Genomic DNA, 16,915 nt, shown 5'->3' on the forward strand with positions numbered 1-16,915 from the left:
CCCTCTGTCACTTCAGCTGCGCGTGAGGCTTCAACTTACGGCGTGAGCTCCCACACGGAGCGGCCGAAGGTGGCGGCGCGCACCAGGCTCGAGTCCGGGAGGATCTCGACGTCCGTCACGTTCACCAGCGGCATGCCCGTGCCGAAGCGCGTCCAGGAAGCGCCCGCGTCGGTGGAGCGGTACACGCCCAGGTGCGTGGCGGCGTACAGCGTGGTGTTGCTGCCCGGGTCCACGGAGATCTGGTTCACCGGCACGCCCGCGGGCAGGCCGTTCTCGATGGCCGTGAAGGTGGCGCCGAAGTCCGTGGACTTCCAGGTGTGGGCCTTGGTCGCGTCCGGCGCCACCGACGTCACGTACAGCGTGTTGGGGTTGGTCGGGTCGAACGCGATGCTGCTGGTGCTCAGCCCGTTGTTGGGCAGCACGCCGGCCTGCGTCCAGCTGGTGCCGCCGTTGTTGGTGAGGAACACGCGGCCGCCGCTGGCGACGATGCCGATGATGCTCCCGTTGCTCTTGGCCGCGCCCACGCCGCGGATGAAGATGCCGGCGGGCAGACCGGTGGTGCCCAGCGCGCTCCACGAGCCCGCGAAGTTGGTGGACTTGTACACCTTGGTGTTCGAGTAGGTGAAGACGGTGTTGCCCGTCGGGTCTCCATCCCACTTGGCCAGCACGGTGTTGAAGGGCGCCGAGGAGCTGTTGTTGCTCTCGGTGATGCCGGTGCTCGCCGAGGCCCAGTTCAGGCCGCCGTCGGTGCTCTTGTAGATGCGGGCGTAGTACAGCGTGCCCAGCATCAGCTTGCCGTTGGTGGCGTGGATCTCACAGTCGAAGCCGTCGCCGCCGAGCTCCTGGTTGTACACGCTGGTGGAGCCCACGCGCACGCGGGTGCCGTTGTCCTGCAGGCCCGCGATGACGGCGTTGCGGTCCCCCCCCGAGCTGCCGATGTCGTAGATGAGGTGCGAGGCGATGCCCACGTTGAGCGCGTCGCTGAAGGTGGTGCCGCCATCCGCCGTGACGAACAGTCCGCCGTCGTTGCCCACGTACAGCTTGCCCGAGGAGTCGAAGGCCGCCGCGTGGAAGTCCGCGTGCACGTACGGCAGGCTGAACTGGCCCAGCCAGTTGCTCACCTGCGAGTAGGTGGAGCCGCCGTCCGTCGTCTTCGCCAGGTGCAGCGCGCCGCCGAAGTACACCAGGTTCGGGTTGGTCGGGTGCACGACGATCATCTGATCGTACCAGCCCTGGGTGTTGAAGAGGGCGCTGACGGTGCGCGCCTCGGTGTTGCCGTTGCTGTAGCGCTTGGCCGCCGCGCCGAGCGCCGTGAAGCTGGTGCCGCCGTTGGTGGACTTGAAGATGTCCGCCAGGTCGCCGCCCGGGTTGGAGGCGAGCACGTACACGGTGGTGGGGCTGGAGGGCGCGGTGGCCACCGTCATGCGCTCCAGGCCGGCCGTGGAGGTGACGCCCGTGGCGCGCGTCCAGGTGGCGCCGGCATCCGCCGTCACCCACACCTGGCCCTGCGAGTTGCCGCTGGTGGCCGAGGGCTCCGCCTCGAGCGTGACGACGAACTTCGTGCCGCCCGCGTGGGCGATGGACCAGCCGGACGGCGTCTCCGCGTAGCCGGTGGCCAGGCTCACCTGGCTCCAGGTGGCGCCCGCGTCCACCGAGCGGAAGATGCCCGCGTTGGTGGTGGCCAGCACGAGGTTGCTGTTGCCCGGCACCACCTGGATGTCGGTGATGGAGGTGGCGTTGCCCAGGTACACCGGGGCCATCCACGTGGCGCCGCCATCCGTGGACTTCACCAGGCCGATGCCCGTGCCGTCGAACGGATCACCCAGGCCGAGGTACAGGGTGTTGCTGTTGTTGGGGTCCATCTCCAGGGAGCCCACGGAGAGGCTGCCCAGCGTCTCGGTGATGGGCGCCCAGGTGGTGCCGCCGTTGGTGGACTTCCACACGCCGCCGCCCGAGAAGGCCGCGTAGAGCGTGGTGGTGCCCGGCACGGGGATGATGTTGCGCACGCGGCCCGCGTCCGTCCTGGTCAGCTTGTAGCTGCCGTTCTCCAGGTAGTCCGCCTTGGTGGGGCCGATGTTCACCCACGTGCTGCCCGTGGCGGCGACGGTGGCGTTCGGGTCCGTCACCGCGGTGATGGTGGAGGAGGTGCCCGGGAGCTGCGAGGCATAGCGCTCGCGCTCGATGCGCGCCGCCTCGTTCATGAACTTGCGGAACTGGAGGGACCAGGGGCCGTCCTTCTTCGCCTTCTTCTTCGCCGCCTTGCCGTAGGCCTCGTTGTACCACTGCTCCCGGAACTCCCGCCGGGCGTTGGCGTCGTCCCGATCATGATCCTCGGCCAGCGACGTCACGGGGGCGAGCGTCACGGCGATCGCCGCGGCCAACAACCGGCGCCAGTTCTTCTGAGAACGCATTCCACTGCTCCTTGGCTGGCCTGGAATTCCACCAAGCCGGGGGTTGCGGTTCTCTCATGGCCGCTAACTTCTTGGCAAGTGAGAGAACCGTGTCGCTGGAGAAGAGGGAAGATATTGGAAAATCCCTCTGGAACCAGGACCCCGGGTTTGACGGCTCGCTCACAGTGGGCTGCGGGGGGAGGCGGCTAACCGCGGGGCGTCCGGGTGTCGAGCCACGCCTGGATGCGGGAGCGCAGGGACTCGGTGCCGGGCTGCTGCAGGGAGCTGGCGGCCTTCTGGGCGAGCACCCGGGCCCGCGCGGGGTCCTTGTGGGCGTCCGCCAGCGCGCGGGCGAGGGCGAAGCGCGTCTCGGCGAGCTCCACGGGGGCCACGGTGTGCGTCTCGCGCAGCGTCAGGGCGCGCTCCAGCGGGACGAGCGCCTCGTTGGGGCGGCCCAGCTTCAAGAGGGCCTCGCCGCGGCCGGTGAGGGGCCCGGCCAGGTCGGGGTGCTGCGCGCCCAGGGCGTGCTCGCGCAGGCGCACCGCCCGGTCGAAGTGGCCCAGCGCCTCGGCGAGGTGCCCGGCGTCCACCAGCACCAGGCCCAGCGAGGTGCTCGGCCCGGCCACGTCCGGGTGCTCCGGCCCGCGCGCCAGCTCCGCGGCCTCCACCGCGCGCTGGAGCACCTGGCGCGCCTCGTCCGTCTTCCCGTCCCGCCACAGCGCGCCGCCCAGCGCGTCCAGCGCCATGGCGCGGAAGGCATGGCGCGGGGACAGCGCGCGGTCGACGATGGCGAAGCCCTGGCGCAGCGGCTCCAGCGCCTCGGCGTGCCGGCCCAGGGCGCTGAGCGTGGTGCCCAGGCTCACCAGCGAGCTGCCCACGCGCGGGTGCTCGGCGCCCAGCGCCGTGCGGAACGTCTCGTAGGCGCGCTGGTACACCGCGAGCGCCTCGGTGTGGCGCCCCTGGGTGGTGAGCGTGTTGCCCAGCCGGCGCAGCACCATGGCCACCTCCGGGCTGTCCGGCGAGGACACCTTCTCCAGCGCGGCGAGCGCGTGGCGGTGCGACGTCTCCGCCGCGCCCGAATCCCCCTGGGAGGCGTACACCAGTCCGTGCGCGCTCTCGAGTCCGGCCAGCAGGCGGCCCTCGCGTTTGGTGCGCACCAGCAGGGCGCGCGCCTGGCGGTACCAGTCATGGCCGTCCCGCACGCGCGTGACGTCATAGGCCACCAGCTGGGTGAGGGCCACCAGCGCCTCGGCGCGCACCTCGTCCAGCCGCACCTCGTCGGCCATCCACAGGGCCTCCTTGAGGGTGCGCTCGGCCTCGGAGTGGCCGAAGCCCGCCTGCAGCTGGCCCAGCTCCAGCATGGCCTCGGCCTCCAGCGGGTGGTAGCCCAGGGTGTGCGCCTCCCGGGCCACCGGGCCGGCCACCTCCAGGCCCGCGGGGAACTGGCCGGAGATGCGCAGCGCCCGGGCGCGCGCCAGCGCCGTGTGCAGCTCCTCCACCCGCGCGGCCACCTGGGGATTGCTGGGCGGCTCGCTGGAGGCGAGGGGATCCGCCGTGTCGCACGGGGAGAGCTCGGACAGGCCGCGCACGGCCTCCACGGCGCGCTCCACCACGCGGCCATCCGCCTCGGCGAGCACGTCCGTGAGGGCCTTGAGCTCCGAGCGGCGGCGCTCCAGGCAGGTGGTGCGCGCGGCGAGCACCTCCTCGGAGGCGTCGCCGCGCAGCTTCGTCGCCTCGCACGCGACGCGCTGGCCCTTCACCCACTGGGAGGCGTAGGCGTCGAGCGCGTCCTTCACGCCCTTCCAGGTGTCGGCCGCGTAGGGGGCGCCGGTGGCGAGGAAGGCGCGCTGCATGGCCTCCTGGCGGGGCGCGTCCCACACGCCGTCCATGCGCGCGGCCACTCCCTGGCAGAGGCCCTGGCGCTGGTGCCACTCGCCCACGGCGCCGGCCACCATGGCCACGAGGAAGGCGCCGGCCACGGCGACGAAGGCCTGGCGGCGGCGGCGGGCGCGCGGGTCGTCATGGAGCGCGTCCAGCAGCGCCTGCATGGAGACGTAGCGCTCCTGGGGGTGGACCTGGAGGCCCTTGAGGACGACGCGCCGCACCCAGTTGGGCACGCCCGGGTCGCGGGGCGGCGGACGCAGGCGGCCCTCGAGGGTGGCGCGGGCGAGCGCGGCGGCCCCGCTGCCGGCGAAGGCGTGCTCGCGGTAGAGGGCGTAGTAGAGCGTGGCGCAGAAGGCGAACTGGTCCGCGCGGGCGGTGACGGCCTCCTGGCGGTACTGCTCCGGGGCCATGTAGCCCGGGGTGCCCATGATGTGGCCGTGGCGCGTCACCGGGGTCTCGGGCGGCTCGCGTGTGTTCAGGCCGGCGAGCGAGTGGGGCTCGCCAGTGGTGGGCAGCTCGGCGCGGAGGATGTCCGCCAGGTCCACCGGGGCGTGCGCGCCGGGATGGCCGGTGCCCTGCTCACAGGCGAGGCCGAAGTCGAAGACGAGCACGCGCCCGTCGCGCCCCACCAGCACGTTGTCCGGCTTGAAGTCCCGGTGGACGAGCCCGGCGGCGTGCGCGGCCGCCAGTCCCCGGCCCGCCAGCGTGAGGGCCTCCACCACCTCGCGCCAGCCGCGCGGCTGCTCCTTGAGCCACTGCCGCAGCGTGTGGCCCTCCACCAGCTCCAGCGCGATGAAGACCTGGTCCCCGTACTCGCCGATGTCGTAGACGGGCAGCACGTTGGGGTGCGACAGGCGCGCCATGGCCTGCGCCTCGCGCATCAGCCGCATCCGCGCCTCGCCCCCGTCCAGCCCCTCGCCTCCGGGCAGCAGCAGCTTGATGGCCACCCGCCGGTTGAGCTGGGGATCGAACGCCGCGTACACCTCGCCCATGCCGCCGGAGCCCAGGCGCTCCAGCACGAGGTAGCGGCCCACGGAGGTGCCCCGGGGCAGGGGCTGCGCCTCGGGGGCGGAGGTGGGCAGGGGCGGAGGTGGGCCGACGACGCACGTGGGCTCGGTCTCGCCCTCGCACATGCGGGCGCGGGCGCGCACCAGCTCCTCTTCCAGCACCTCCGCGAAGTCGTGGGGGTCTCCCGGGCGGTCGTCCGGCTGCCGCTCACCCGCCGTTTCCGGTAGGGCGGCCTGTTGCTCCGGTTGGGACCGCTTCAGGCTCTCCACTGCTTCCCCCTGACGACGTCAGGCCCTCGTTGCGATACAGGGCCAGAATATTACAAACGTGAAAAAACAGAAAGAAAGTTGAACCACTTTTCCGAGGGACTTCGCTTCTACACCGCGATGCATCATGGCCCAAGGAGCGCACGGTGTCTTGCAGCCGGACAGGCGGGCCCCTGGAGGCTGGCGAGGGCCTGGAAGGCGGGGCGGAGGCCCCGGTGGACCCTACTTTTAACGAGAGGTTGCGCCGTTCGCTCGGGGCCGGGAAGAAGCGGGGCGGAGCCGGACAGCGGGTGAGGAGAATCGGGAATGGCGGTGCGAGGAGCGGAAGGGCAGCGGGAGAGCGGGTGGAGGTTCCTGCTGAGGGCGCTGGCGCATCGCAACTACCGGCTCTTCTTCATGGGGCAGAGCGTGTCGCTGGTGGGGACGTGGCTGACGCGGGTGGCGACGAGCTGGCTGGTGTACCGGCTGAGCGGCTCGGCGTGGCTGCTGGGGCTGGTGATGTTCCGCGGGCAGATACCGTCGTTGGTGCTGGCGCCGCTGGCGGGGGTGCTGGTGGACCGGTGGAACCGGCACCGGCTGCTGGTGGTGACGCAGGTGCTGGCGATGCTGCAGTCCTTCGCGCTGGCGGTGCTGGCGCTGACGGGAGTCATCGCGGTGTGGCACGTGGGGGTGCTGTGCCTGGTGCAGGGGTTGATCAACGCCTTCGACGTGCCGGGGCGGCAGGCCTTCGTGGTGGAGATGGTGGACGACCGGGCGGATCTGCCGAACGCCATTGCCCTCAACTCCTCCATGTTCAACGCGGCGCGGCTGCTGGGCCCGTCGGTGGCGGGAGGGCTGATTGCGTGGGTGGGGGAGGGGGGGTGCTTCCTGATTGATGGCTTCAGCTACCTGGCGGTGATCGCCTCGCTGCTGGCGATGCGGCTGACGCGGAAGCCGCGGGAGGAGCCACACGGGCAGGTGTGGAAGGAGCTGAAGGAGGGGTTCCGGTACGCGTACCAGTTCACGCCGATCCGAGCGCTGCTGGGGATGCTGGCGGTGATGAGCGTGATGGGGATGTCGTACACGGTGCTGATGCCGCTGATGGCGACGCGGGTGCTGGTGGGAGGCCCGTCGACGCTGGGGTTCCTGATGGCGGCCTCGGGATTGGGGGCGTTGGGAGGTGCGGGGTACCTGGCGTCGAGGAGGACGGTGAGGGGGTTCGGGAAGACGATTGTGCGGGCGGGGGCGCTGTTCGGAGCGGGGCTGGTGGCGTTCGCGGTGTCGAGGTGGATGGCGGTGTCGCTGGTGCTGCTGGTGGTGGTGGGGTTCGGGATGATGGTGATGATGGCGGCGAGCAACACGCTGCTGCAGACGATCGTCGAGGAGCGGATGAGGGGGAGGGTGATGAGCTTCTACGCGATGGCGCTGATAGGAACGGCGCCGTTCGGGAGCCTGCTGGCGGGGGCGCTGGCGGCGAGGATCGGAGCGCCAGCGACGATCGGAGTGGGAGGGGTGGTGTGCCTGGGAGTGGCGGGATGGTTCGGGGTGAAGCTACCGGCGCTGAGGGAGCGGGTGCGGCCCATCTACGAGCGGTTGGGCATCATCCCCGAGGTGGCGAACGGGATGCGCGAGGGCGCGAGCCGGATGGGACCGGCGAAGGACTGAGCCGCTGTGCCCATTTCCCACGCCTGGTCCCCAGACGCAGCGCGCGAGTGATTCTACCGCCAAGTAGACGAGGGCACATCGCATGGCCTGAGCCTCCCCGGGAACTGGCCCAGCCGCTCCTGGCAGAGGCTTTTTCGCATCGTGCGGACCGGGCCAAGCGCCGCAACGGCTCGATAGAGATAGATCTATTCACGCCGTGCGGGTTGAACTGACTCGATAACGGTGGAGCTTTCAGGACTCGCTGGCGAACTCCCGCAGGTGTTTTTCGCGTGCTATCGCGGACGAGACATCTGCACTGCGAAGACAGAAGGGTTGGCCGTTGGCGACCCACACGCTCGGTCCCCATCTTCGCGGGCTGGTGGTGCTACCCGGCCGCGTGAGTTGGGGGCGAGGAGAAAATAGCCCAGCCGCCCTTCACTGCTGGAACGGGCCTTGTGGGGTCCGCGATCCTGTCCGTGGGGGTCCTCCTCAACACCGTCTAAGACGCAGGATGTGTGCCTGGGTCACCAGCAGCACGGTTCACTGTTCTCGGCGCCCCGGATGTGGGTAAGGTCCCGCCCACTTAGGGGAGGGAGCCGTGTCTTCGATTCCGGACCATTCGTGGGATGGCCTGCTGCCGCCATGGGAAGGGCGGGACCCCACGACGAACGTCAACCGCTCGCCGTACCGCTGCAGCTGGCAGGACATCATCAACCGCTTCGCCACCTCCCCGAAGCGCATCGACATCCTTCTCGGCCTGCTTGGCTACCGCGCGCTTCTGCGCGAGCACGGGGTCACCGTCGGCTTCCAGTGGCTCACTGGGAGCTTCGTCGAGCGTATCAACCGCGAGCCCAACGACGTCGACGTCGTTACCTTCTTCCAGGTCCCAGCGGGATTCAGCGAGGAGGACGCCAATGCGCTCTTCAATCACGGACACAACAAGAAGACGTACTTCTGCGACCACTACCCCGTTCCGTTGAGCTATCCTGCGTCGCCCGACACGGACCCGACGGAGCACGGGGCGGTGCTCGTCGACAACACCACCTACTGGTACGGCTTGTTCTCCCACCGTCGCGACACGTACGCCTGGAAGGGGTTTCTCCGCCTGGAGCTCCTCCCCGCAGACTACGATGACCCGGCACGTGAGTTGCTAGAGACCATCAAGGCGCACTTGGTGAAGCAGCAGGAATTGGCATCGAAGTTGGCGAAGACTGAGGGCCCTGGGCCGTGAACAGCGCGACACGTAGACAGTTTCTGCAAGCAGAGCGCGCCGCGGCAGCGTCGTTGCTCGCGCGTCTTTCGCCTGCGCATTTCATTGAGCGCATCTCCCTTCAGTCGCGCCTCGAGAGCATCGATCAAGAACTCCAGGAGCTCGGCGCGTCGCAAGCGGACTCCCTTGAGCCTGCAAGCACCACGGTCTACTTCGATGGCGGCCCGGTTGTGAGTCAGCGTGCGATCGATGCCTCGTTCGCTGCGTCTGCCATCGCTCAGTTCCAGGGGCTGGTGGAGCTCGTTGGTGCCTCGCGCCGCCACGGCCCACTCGGGCGAGGAGGCGCGGTTCCCGGAGGCCGGGACTTCCGGTTACACATTACGGACATCGCGCGCGGCTCCTTCGGTTTCCACTTCGAGCAGCTTGAGGGGCGCGAGTCCGCCGAGGAGATGCGGGCTGCAGTCGATGAGACAACGGAGCTCATTGATGGGCTCCGAGCCGAAGAAGAGGAGTTCTACGAGCGGATCGCCGAGCTGGAGCCGCGCGTCCGGACCGCGCTGAATGATTTCGTCCAGGTGCTGTCCAGGAGTGAGGCGACGCTTCGGATGGAGAGCCGGACCCGCAAGCTCAAGCTCACCCAGGATGAATTGCACATAGCGAGCACGCGCCTTTCCGAAGGCGCGCCGAGCGTGGATGACGTGCCGCTAAGAGTGAAGTACCTGGGTGTCCTGGGCGAGTCGCGGCGCTTCGAGCTCCAGGACCTGGAGACCGGGTTCGTCTACAAGGGAAAGCTCGCCCCCGGGCTCGATGCGAAGATGTTGGCAGAGGTTGCTCCCGTCCTTATGGAGACGTGTACTGCCATGCTTCGCATCACGACAGTGGAGCGTCCCGGACGAGAATCGAAGGTCACGTACCAGCTTCTGTGGCTGCGTCCCGAACGCCTCGGCGAACCGGCCCCGTAACGGCGCTGACGCCCCCTCATCTTCGCTTCTTCCCATGGGCGAAGCGCCGTTTTCTTGGCGGATAGCGCGCTGGGTCTGCGGCGTCTTGTTCGGTGCGTTAGCTCTCACCCAACTCATGGAGTGGGGAACTTGAAAAGGCGTGTCCGGCGGCGCACTTGGGGGGTTGAGTAATGCTCTCGCCGTGAATGTTTGTCGTTCTCACCAACGGCCCGAGTCTGCGCCCTGGGGCCTCATGGAAAATGGGTAAGGTCGAACGGTTCCTGGGTTGAACCCCGTGGTTGGTCGGCGTGCGCCTCAGGGCAAGGACTCAGGCTCACTCGTGCTCCCATAAGTCGGTGAGCCTTCTGTGCTCGGGGCTGCCATCGTAGGCCTTGTCGGCCCGCCAGTATCTCCGCGCAATGGCCACGAGCTCTTCGGTCGAGGGGAGCATGCGGTCAAAGACAGAGCCGTTACCCATCCGTGTGCCGGGGCTCGGAGATCCGCGACTCCAGGCGCCACGGCTGTGACGCCGTGAGCTCCTCGTCATCGAGCAGGGCGAGCAGGTTTCCCTGGATGGTGTCGCAGATGGGATCCAGCGGCAGGTGGCTGAGGTTCTTGGGCGAGAAGGGATTCTCCAGCTCGACGGCGATCTGATCGATGGCGAGGAGCGGGTAGGCGACGAGCGCCGTCACCAGCCCCGGGAACCACCACGTCCCCACGACGGCGATGGGCAGGGCGAGCAGGTACAGGACGATGAAGCGCCGCAGCTTGGACGTATGAACCTGGGGCAGGGGCGTCTTGAGGATGCGCTCGCAGCCGCCCACGTGGTCGATGAGCTGGGCGCGCTCGCGGTCGACGGCGAGCAGGGAGACAGGGTCCATCTCTCCGTGGTCGACGGCCTCACGAATCAGGCCGGCGATGCCCATGGCGACGAACGTGGGCATGTGTTGCGCGCGGGCGATGCGCTCCACCGCGCGGTCATCCTCGAGCAGGGGGCGCAGCTCGGGCAGCTCGCGCTCGCCGCGCAGGCTGCGCCGGGACACGTGGCAGAAGGCGGCCGTCCAGCGCACGAAGCGCTCGCGCCACTCCGGGTCTTTCGAGCCATACGTGAGCCCCGCGATGGCCAGGTTGCGCGACTGGTTGACGATGCCGCCCCACAGCTTGCGCGCCTCCCACCAGCGCTCGTAACCGCTGTTGGTGCGCAGCACGAGCAGCAGCGCGAGGAAGGCGGCGGTGAACTGCACCGGACCGCTGCCCAGGGGTTGCCAGTCGAGCACCTCGTGCACGAGCCCGACGAGCAGCCCGTAGAGCCCGAAGCTGAGCACCCGCGGCATCACGAGCGGCGTCACCGTGCCATGCCAGGCGAGCGCGTCCCGCCAGAAGCGCCGGGCCCAGTGGGCCTGCTGGGCGGCCACCGGCGAAGGAGGCGGAGGCGAGGCCATGTTCGAACTCGAGGGCATCCGCACAGAGGTAGGTCCCCGTGGGAGCCGTGACAAGGACGGGGACGGACGAGCAACCGCCGGGTGCGGATTCCCGTGGACGGCCCCACCCATGGAGGAGAGGCTCGCGGCCATGACCAGCACAGGCATTCCCCCGGCTCCCTTGCCCGCCGACCAGGCGCTCCAGCGCCTGCGGGAGGGCAACCGCCGTTTCGTCCAGCACATCCGCATCCCGGACGCGGCGGGCGAGCGGGCCGCGCTGGCGGCCGGGCAGAGTCCGTTCGCCACCATCCTCTCGTGCTCGGACTCGCGGGTGCCGTCGGAGATCGTCTTCGATCAAGGCCTGGGAGACCTCTTCGTCATCCGCGTGGCGGGCAACGTGGTGGCGCCCTCGCTGGTGGGGAGCGTGGAGTTCGCGGCGGCGACGTTCGGCACGCGCCTGGTGGTGGTGATGGGGCACTCGCGCTGCGGCGCCATCCAGGCGACGCTGGACTTCATCCAGCACCGCGTGGAATCGCCCTCGGAGAACATCCACGACATCGTGGACCGGTGCCGGCCGGCGGTGGCGAGCGTGGTGCACGCGGCGGGTCCGAACGTGGACCGGGCGCGGCTGGTGCACGAGGCCGTGCGCGCCAACGTCCGGCAGTCCTGCTCCCACCTGCGCCACGGCAGCCGACTGCTCGAGCGGCTCATCCAGGAAGAGGGCCTGCTGGTCGTCGGCGCCGACTACTCGCTGGACACCGGCGATGTCGACTTCTTCGACGGCCTCGGGCGCTAGCCCTTGGTGGCTTCAATCACCGCCTGCGCCATCTTGAATTGTCTCAGGACGTTCAGCGCCCGGCTGGAGACCTCCAATCGAGAGTCCGGAGTGAGGCAGAAATCGGCATCGCGGTCCTTCCCCGTGATCTTGAGCCACCGGAACTCCGGTAGCGCGCGCCCAGGGTATAGCTCCTGGAACTCTGGCGACGTGCTCACTTCGACATCGTCCAGGCTGAAACCCACCAGACCTGCCTCTTCAATGGCCTTCGCGAGAGCGGAGGAGACGAGAAAGCAGGGGAAGACCTCCAGCAGTTCATCCCCCAGCCACCCCTCGAAGCGATGATGGAAGTGAGACACCTCTGGGGGATGAACCGACGTATTCATGAGGGTGTTCTCCCCCAGTTCCCCAGCGACTTCAGGAGACACCACCCACCGATCCCTGCTCATGGCGGCCTCCGTTCAATCTAAAGAGGGGGCTCGAACAGCCCACCAAATTGCTTGTCCAGTTGCGCTGCGAAGTCAGTCACTTGCTGCCTCGTTGGATTGAGGTGGGTGCGATAGAAATCGTTCCAGGCGCGTCGAAGCTTGCTGAGGTGAAGGTCTGGATTGATGGACTTCGGGACTCCACGGAGGTTCTTCAACGAGTGAATCTCCGCCTCCGTGAACAGCCCTGGGTACTTCTTGAGCACTTGTTGCTCAATGGAATGATGTACGAGGACCTTGCCGCGCAAGCCAGGATGCGCTTCGAAGAACGTCTCTCGATAGTTCGTTGATGCGACGGTCGTGTCCGTACGGCCAGCGTCCCCCGGAGCATCACCACTTCCGGCCATCATCGCGACCGCCGTGGATGCCAGGGTGATGACGAGGTTGCCCTCTACGACGGCCACCTCGCTGATCTGGCCTGCCCTCGCCAGCCGGATGCCCACCTGGGAGGCCCCGAGTGCCGCCACCTCCGGGAAGTGAGGCAGCATCGACAGCCGCGAGGCCAGCCACGCGGCCCCTCCGGTCATGCCATGGCTCACCGCCACCGTGACCGAGAGGATCAGGACGCGCGCGATTCCCGGTCCCACCGCGCGTCCGAAGCGCTGGCTCGCATCCTCCAACTCCTCGACGGTGGTGGCCCGGTCGGTGGCTCGTTTCAGCTCCCTGCTCGCTTTCATCACGTCCAGGAAGGTTTCCACTCCCAGGTACACCAGCATCATCGCCGACACGAGCGCCGCCGCCTTGGTGAAGACCGGCTCGGGATTCGCCGCCAGGGCCACCCAGGTCACCAGCCCCGTGGCGATGACCGTGTAGAAGAGGTGGGGGGCCAGGGTGTCCTCCACCGCCCTGGCGATGCTCTGGCGCATGGGCTCCAGCGACAGCCCCAGGGCGACTCCCAGCTTGTCCCACTCACCCAGGCTCTTCACATCATGGAGCCGCGACAGGCACTGTTCCCCGCGCTGGCCCGCCTTGCACACGCCTCCGAAGCTCTTGCGCAGCAGGTGCTCCGAACGCTCGTCCGCGTTGTTACCTGGATAGGAGGCGCGCACCAGCCTTCCTGGCTGGGAGGGAAGGAGGGTCAGAGGGGTCTCCAGCACCAGCCGCGTCAGCGCCTCCTCGAAATCAATCTCGTCCACTCGCATGGACGCATTGACGGTGCGCGGCTTGTACTCCAGTGGAGCCCCCTCACCCGTCTCGAGGCGTACCACGCGCGGCGTGGCGCACGCGATGCACAGCGCCAGCAACAGGTGAGTCACGGCCAGACGTGGTGTCACAGGACCCCCTCCAGAGCGCGGAGGTTTCCAGCCTACGGGAGAACATCATCGCGGAGACGATGATGTGTGCTCCGGGCCAAGGGGAACGCGGATTCCCCGCACCGGCCCACCCGCACCGGGCGTGGAAACGTGCCCGCCCGCCCGCTTCCACGAACTCCACACGCGTCCTCGCCGGGGTAGGCTGCGCGCCCCATCACGCCAGACCGACGAGGAACCGCGGTGAACCGATTGAGCCTCCGTTGTCTCGCGCTCCTGCTGACGAGCGCGTTGCCCCTCTCCGCCCGCGCGCAGGCGCCGGCCCCCACGCCCGCCCTGGCCGCGCAGCCCGCGAAGGACGCGGCCAGGCCCGAGGAGAAGAAGCCCGAGGAGAAGTGGGACGTGAACGCGCCCGGCTTCCCCGCCACCCAGGTGGAGCTCGACGTCACCGAGGGCACGTGGATGAGCCTGGACGTCAGCCCCAAGGGCGACGAGCTCGTCTTCGATCTCCTGGGCGATCTCTACACGCTGCCCATCGGCGGCGGCGAGGCGAAGGTGCTCACCAGCGGCGTCGCCTGGGACATGCAGCCGCGCTACAGCCCGGATGGGAAGTCCATCGCCTTCACGAGCGACCGTGGCGGCGGGGACAACATCTGGGTGGTGAAGCGCGACGGCTCGGAGCCCACGGCGGTGACGCAGGAGAAGTTCCGCCTGCTCAACAGCCCCGCGTGGTCTCCGGACGGGCAGTACCTCATCGCGCGCAAGCACTTCACCTCGCGGCGCTCGCTGGGCGCGGGGGAAATCTGGATGTACCACCGCTCGGGCGGTGACGGCGTGCAGCTCACCGAGCGTCCGAATGATCAGAAGGACGTGGGCGAGCCGGTGTTCTCTCCGGACGGCCGGTATGTCTATTACAGCCAGGACATCACGCCCGGGAAGGTGTTCGAGTACAACAAGGACCCGAACGGCGAAATCTACGTCATCCAGCGGCTGGACCTGGACACGCGGGAGACGGAGCGCTTCATCACGGGCCCGGGCGGCTCCATCCGTCCCACGCCGTCGCCGGACGGCAAGTCGCTGGCCTTCGTCCGCCGGGTGCGCGGGAAGACGACGCTCTACGTGGCGGACCTGGTGACCGGTGCCGAGCGGCCCCTCTTCGACGGGCTCGAGCGGGACATGCAGGAGACGTGGGCCATCCACGGCGTGTACCCGGTGATGGCGTGGACGCCGGACAACAAGTCGGTGGTGTTCTGGGCGGGCGGCAAGCTGCATCGGATTGACGTGGCGACGAAGAAGGTGACGCCGATTCCCTTCCGCGTGCGCGGCACCCGGGCGATCCACGAGGCGTTGCGCTTCCCGCAGTCGGTGGCGCCCGAGAAGTTCAACGTGAAGATGCTGCGCTGGGTGCAGGTGTCTCCGAAGGGGGACAAGGTGGTGTACCAGGCGCTGGGGCACCTGTACGTGCGCGAGCTGCCGAACGGCACGCCGAAGCGGCTGACGAAGCAGACGGAGCACACGGAGATGTACCCGTCGTTCTCGCGGGACGGGAAGAGCATCGTCTACACGACGTGGGACGACGAGAAGCTGGGCACGGTGCGGGTGGTGCCGGTGACGGGCGGCGAGGGCAGGGTGGTGAGCACGAAGCCGGGGCACTACGTGGAGCCGGCGCTGTCTCCGGACGGGCGCTTCCTCGTGTACCGGGCGGTGGGGGGAGGCCATCTGCGCTCGGCGCTGTACGGCCGGGAGCAGGGGCTGTTCGTGATGCCGGCGGCGGGAGGCACGGCGAAGCGGCTGGTGAAGGACGGAGTGCAGCCGCACTTCGGGGCGGGCTCGGAGCGGGTGTTCTTCCTGACGGTGGAGCAGCGGGAGAAGGACGACGAGCGGGCGCTGAAGAGCATCCGGCTGGACGGGACGGAGCCGCGCACGCACCTGACGAGCGACGAGGCGACGGAGTACCGGGTGTCGCCGGACGAGCAGTGGCTGGCGTTCCGGGAGAACTTCAACGCGTTCATCATGCCGCTGCCGCGCGGGGCGAAGGGCGCGGTGGCGAGCCCCGAGGGCAAGGCGTTGCCGGTGGCGAAGGTGTCGCGGGATGCGGGCGAGTGGCTGCACTGGTCGGGGGATGGGAAGCGGCTGCACTGGGCGCTGGGGCCGGAGCTGTACACGCGCGAGCTGAAGGACAGCTTCCGCTTCCAGGAGGGAGCGCCGGAGAAGCTGCCGGAGACGCCGGAGACGGGGTTGGACATCGGCTTCCAGGTGAAGACGGACGTGCCGGAGGGGACGGTGGCGCTGGTGGGCGGCCGCGTCATCACGATGAAGGGTGACGAGGTGCTGGAGGACGGCGTGGTGGTGGTGAAGGGCAGCCGCATCGTGGCGGTGGGCCCGAGGGGCCGGGTGGCGGTGCCGGCGGGGGCGAAGGTGGTGGACGTGCGTGGGAAGACGGTGATGCCGGGCCTCGTGGACGTGCACTGGCACGGGGTGATGTCGGACGAGGGCATGCTGCCGGAGCAGAACTGGAAGCTGCTGTCCTCGCTGGCGTTCGGCGTGACGACGGTGCACGACCCGTCGAACGACGCGGGCGCCATCTTCGCGACGAGCGAGCGGGTGAAGTCCGGCGCCATGGTGGGGCCGCGGGTGTTCTCGACGGGCAACATCCTGTACGGCGCGGCGGGTGTGTCCCGGGTGCCCATCGAGACGGTGGAGGACGCGCGCTCGCACCTGAAGCGGCTGAAGGCGGTGGGGGCGTTCAGCGTGAAGAGCTACAACCAGCCGCGGAGGGATCAGCGGCAGAAGGTGCTCCAGGCGGCGCGCGAGCTGGAGATGATGGTGGTGCCGGAGGGCGGCTCGCTCTTCCAGCACAACATGACGATGGTGGTGGATGGGCACACGGGCATCGAGCACTCGATTCCGGTGGAGAAGGCGTACGCGGACGTGCAGCAGCTGTGGAGCCGGAGCGGGACGGGCTACACGCCGACGCTGATCGTCGCGTACGGAGGCGTGTGGGGTGAGAACTACTGGTACCAGAAGACGAACGTCTGGGACGACAAGCGGCTGCTGGCGTTCGTGCCGAGGCGGGTGGTGGACGAACGGAGCCGCCGGCCGGTGATGGCGCCGGAGGACGAGTTCAACCACTTCCAGATCGCCCGGGTGACGAAGGAGCTGAACGACAAGGGCGTGAGCGTGCAGCTGGGAGCGCACGGGCAGCGCGAGGGCCTGGGGGCGCACTGGGAGCTGTGGATGTTCGGGCAGGGCGGGATGAAGCCGATGCAGGCGCTGAGGGCGGCGACGCTGTCGGGAGCGCACTACCTGGGGCTGGACGGGGACATCGGCTCGCTGGAGGAGGGGAAGCTGGCGGACCTGCTGGTGCTGGAGAAGAACCCGCTGGAGGACCTGCGCCACAGCACGAGCATCCAGTACACGATGGTGGGCGGACGCCTGTACGACTCGCTGACGTTGAACGAGGTGGGGGGGAGCGCGCGGAAGCGCGAGCCGCTCTTCTTCGAGCGGGAGGGCCAGGAGGCGTGGGGCCCGGCGACGACGGTGAGCACGCACGAGGACTGAGGAAGCCCACCGCGAGAACCACCGCGGCACAGAAGCACGAAGGAGAGGGGGGACCGCGTCAATCTCCCCTCGCCCTCCGGGAGAGGGACGGGGTGAGGGTG

10 protein-coding genes are annotated in these 16,915 nt (G+C 68.9%); 5 read left to right on the top strand and 5 right to left on the bottom strand.

From position 1 onward, the window contains the following. Positions 1 to 35: 35 nt before the first annotated feature. Entirely contained in the window at positions 36 to 2,411 is a 2,376-nt protein-coding gene (locus AC16DP_RS27745; RefSeq protein WP_329731513.1) for a WD40/YVTN/BNR-like repeat-containing protein, read from the bottom strand. A 185-nt stretch (positions 2,412 to 2,596) separates the two neighbouring features. After that, a complete protein-coding gene (locus tag AC16DP_RS27750) occupies positions 2,597 to 5,551 on the bottom strand; it encodes a serine/threonine-protein kinase (protein WP_329731514.1) in 2,955 nt (984 codons plus the stop codon). Between the two features lie 303 nt (positions 5,552 to 5,854). Between AC16DP_RS27750 and AC16DP_RS27755 the strand changes: the two genes are divergently transcribed. The 3 genes from AC16DP_RS27755 (at position 5,855) to AC16DP_RS27765 (ending at position 9,343) form a co-directional block, all read left to right on the top strand. Further along, positions 5,855 to 7,192 (top strand): MFS transporter, encoded by a 1,338-nt coding sequence (locus AC16DP_RS27755; RefSeq protein ID WP_329731515.1) that lies wholly within the window; start codon positions 5,855 to 5,857, stop codon positions 7,190 to 7,192. A gap of 577 nt (positions 7,193 to 7,769) precedes the next feature. Continuing rightward, the gene (locus tag AC16DP_RS27760; protein WP_329731516.1) at positions 7,770 to 8,402 is read left to right on the top strand and encodes a DUF6932 family protein; all 633 of its coding nucleotides are present in this window, start codon (positions 7,770 to 7,772) and stop codon (positions 8,400 to 8,402) included. Beyond that, complete coding sequence (locus tag AC16DP_RS27765; RefSeq protein ID WP_329731517.1) at positions 8,399 to 9,343, top strand: hypothetical protein; 945 nt, start codon at positions 8,399 to 8,401, stop codon at positions 9,341 to 9,343. Before AC16DP_RS27760 ends, AC16DP_RS27765 begins: the two co-directional genes overlap by 4 nt. Before the next feature lie 449 nt (positions 9,344 to 9,792). On the opposite strand, the gene AC16DP_RS27770 is transcribed toward AC16DP_RS27765, so the two are convergent. Further along, positions 9,793 to 10,764, bottom strand: a complete 972-nt coding sequence (locus AC16DP_RS27770) for a bestrophin family protein (protein WP_329731518.1) — start codon at positions 10,762 to 10,764, stop codon at positions 9,793 to 9,795. A gap of 130 nt (positions 10,765 to 10,894) precedes the next feature. Here AC16DP_RS27770 and AC16DP_RS27775 point away from each other — a divergent pair, with 130 nt between their 5' ends. Next, complete coding sequence (locus AC16DP_RS27775) at positions 10,895 to 11,539, top strand: carbonic anhydrase (protein ID WP_329731519.1); 645 nt, start codon at positions 10,895 to 10,897, stop codon at positions 11,537 to 11,539. Here the strand turns inward: AC16DP_RS27775 and AC16DP_RS27780 are convergent. Together AC16DP_RS27780 and sitA5 are read right to left on the bottom strand one after the other, a co-directional pair. Further along, the gene (locus tag AC16DP_RS27780; RefSeq protein WP_329731520.1) at positions 11,536 to 11,904 is read right to left on the bottom strand and encodes a hypothetical protein; all 369 of its coding nucleotides are present in this window, start codon (positions 11,902 to 11,904) and stop codon (positions 11,536 to 11,538) included. The two genes, AC16DP_RS27775 and AC16DP_RS27780, sit on opposite strands and share 4 nt — an antisense overlap. An 80-nt stretch (positions 11,905 to 11,984) precedes the next feature. Continuing rightward, the gene (sitA5, locus tag AC16DP_RS27785) at positions 11,985 to 13,277 is read right to left on the bottom strand and encodes a SitA5 family polymorphic toxin (RefSeq protein ID WP_329731521.1); all 1,293 of its coding nucleotides are present in this window, start codon (positions 13,275 to 13,277) and stop codon (positions 11,985 to 11,987) included. A 219-nt stretch (positions 13,278 to 13,496) separates the two neighbouring features. Here sitA5 and AC16DP_RS27790 point away from each other — a divergent pair, with 219 nt between their 5' ends. Further along, positions 13,497 to 16,814 carry an amidohydrolase family protein gene (locus AC16DP_RS27790; RefSeq protein WP_329731522.1) on the top strand — a complete coding sequence of 1,106 codons (3,318 nt, stop codon included), beginning with the start codon at positions 13,497 to 13,499 and terminating at the stop codon, positions 16,812 to 16,814. Positions 16,815 to 16,915 lie beyond the last annotated feature (101 nt).

The organism is Archangium sp. (assembly GCF_057119385.1).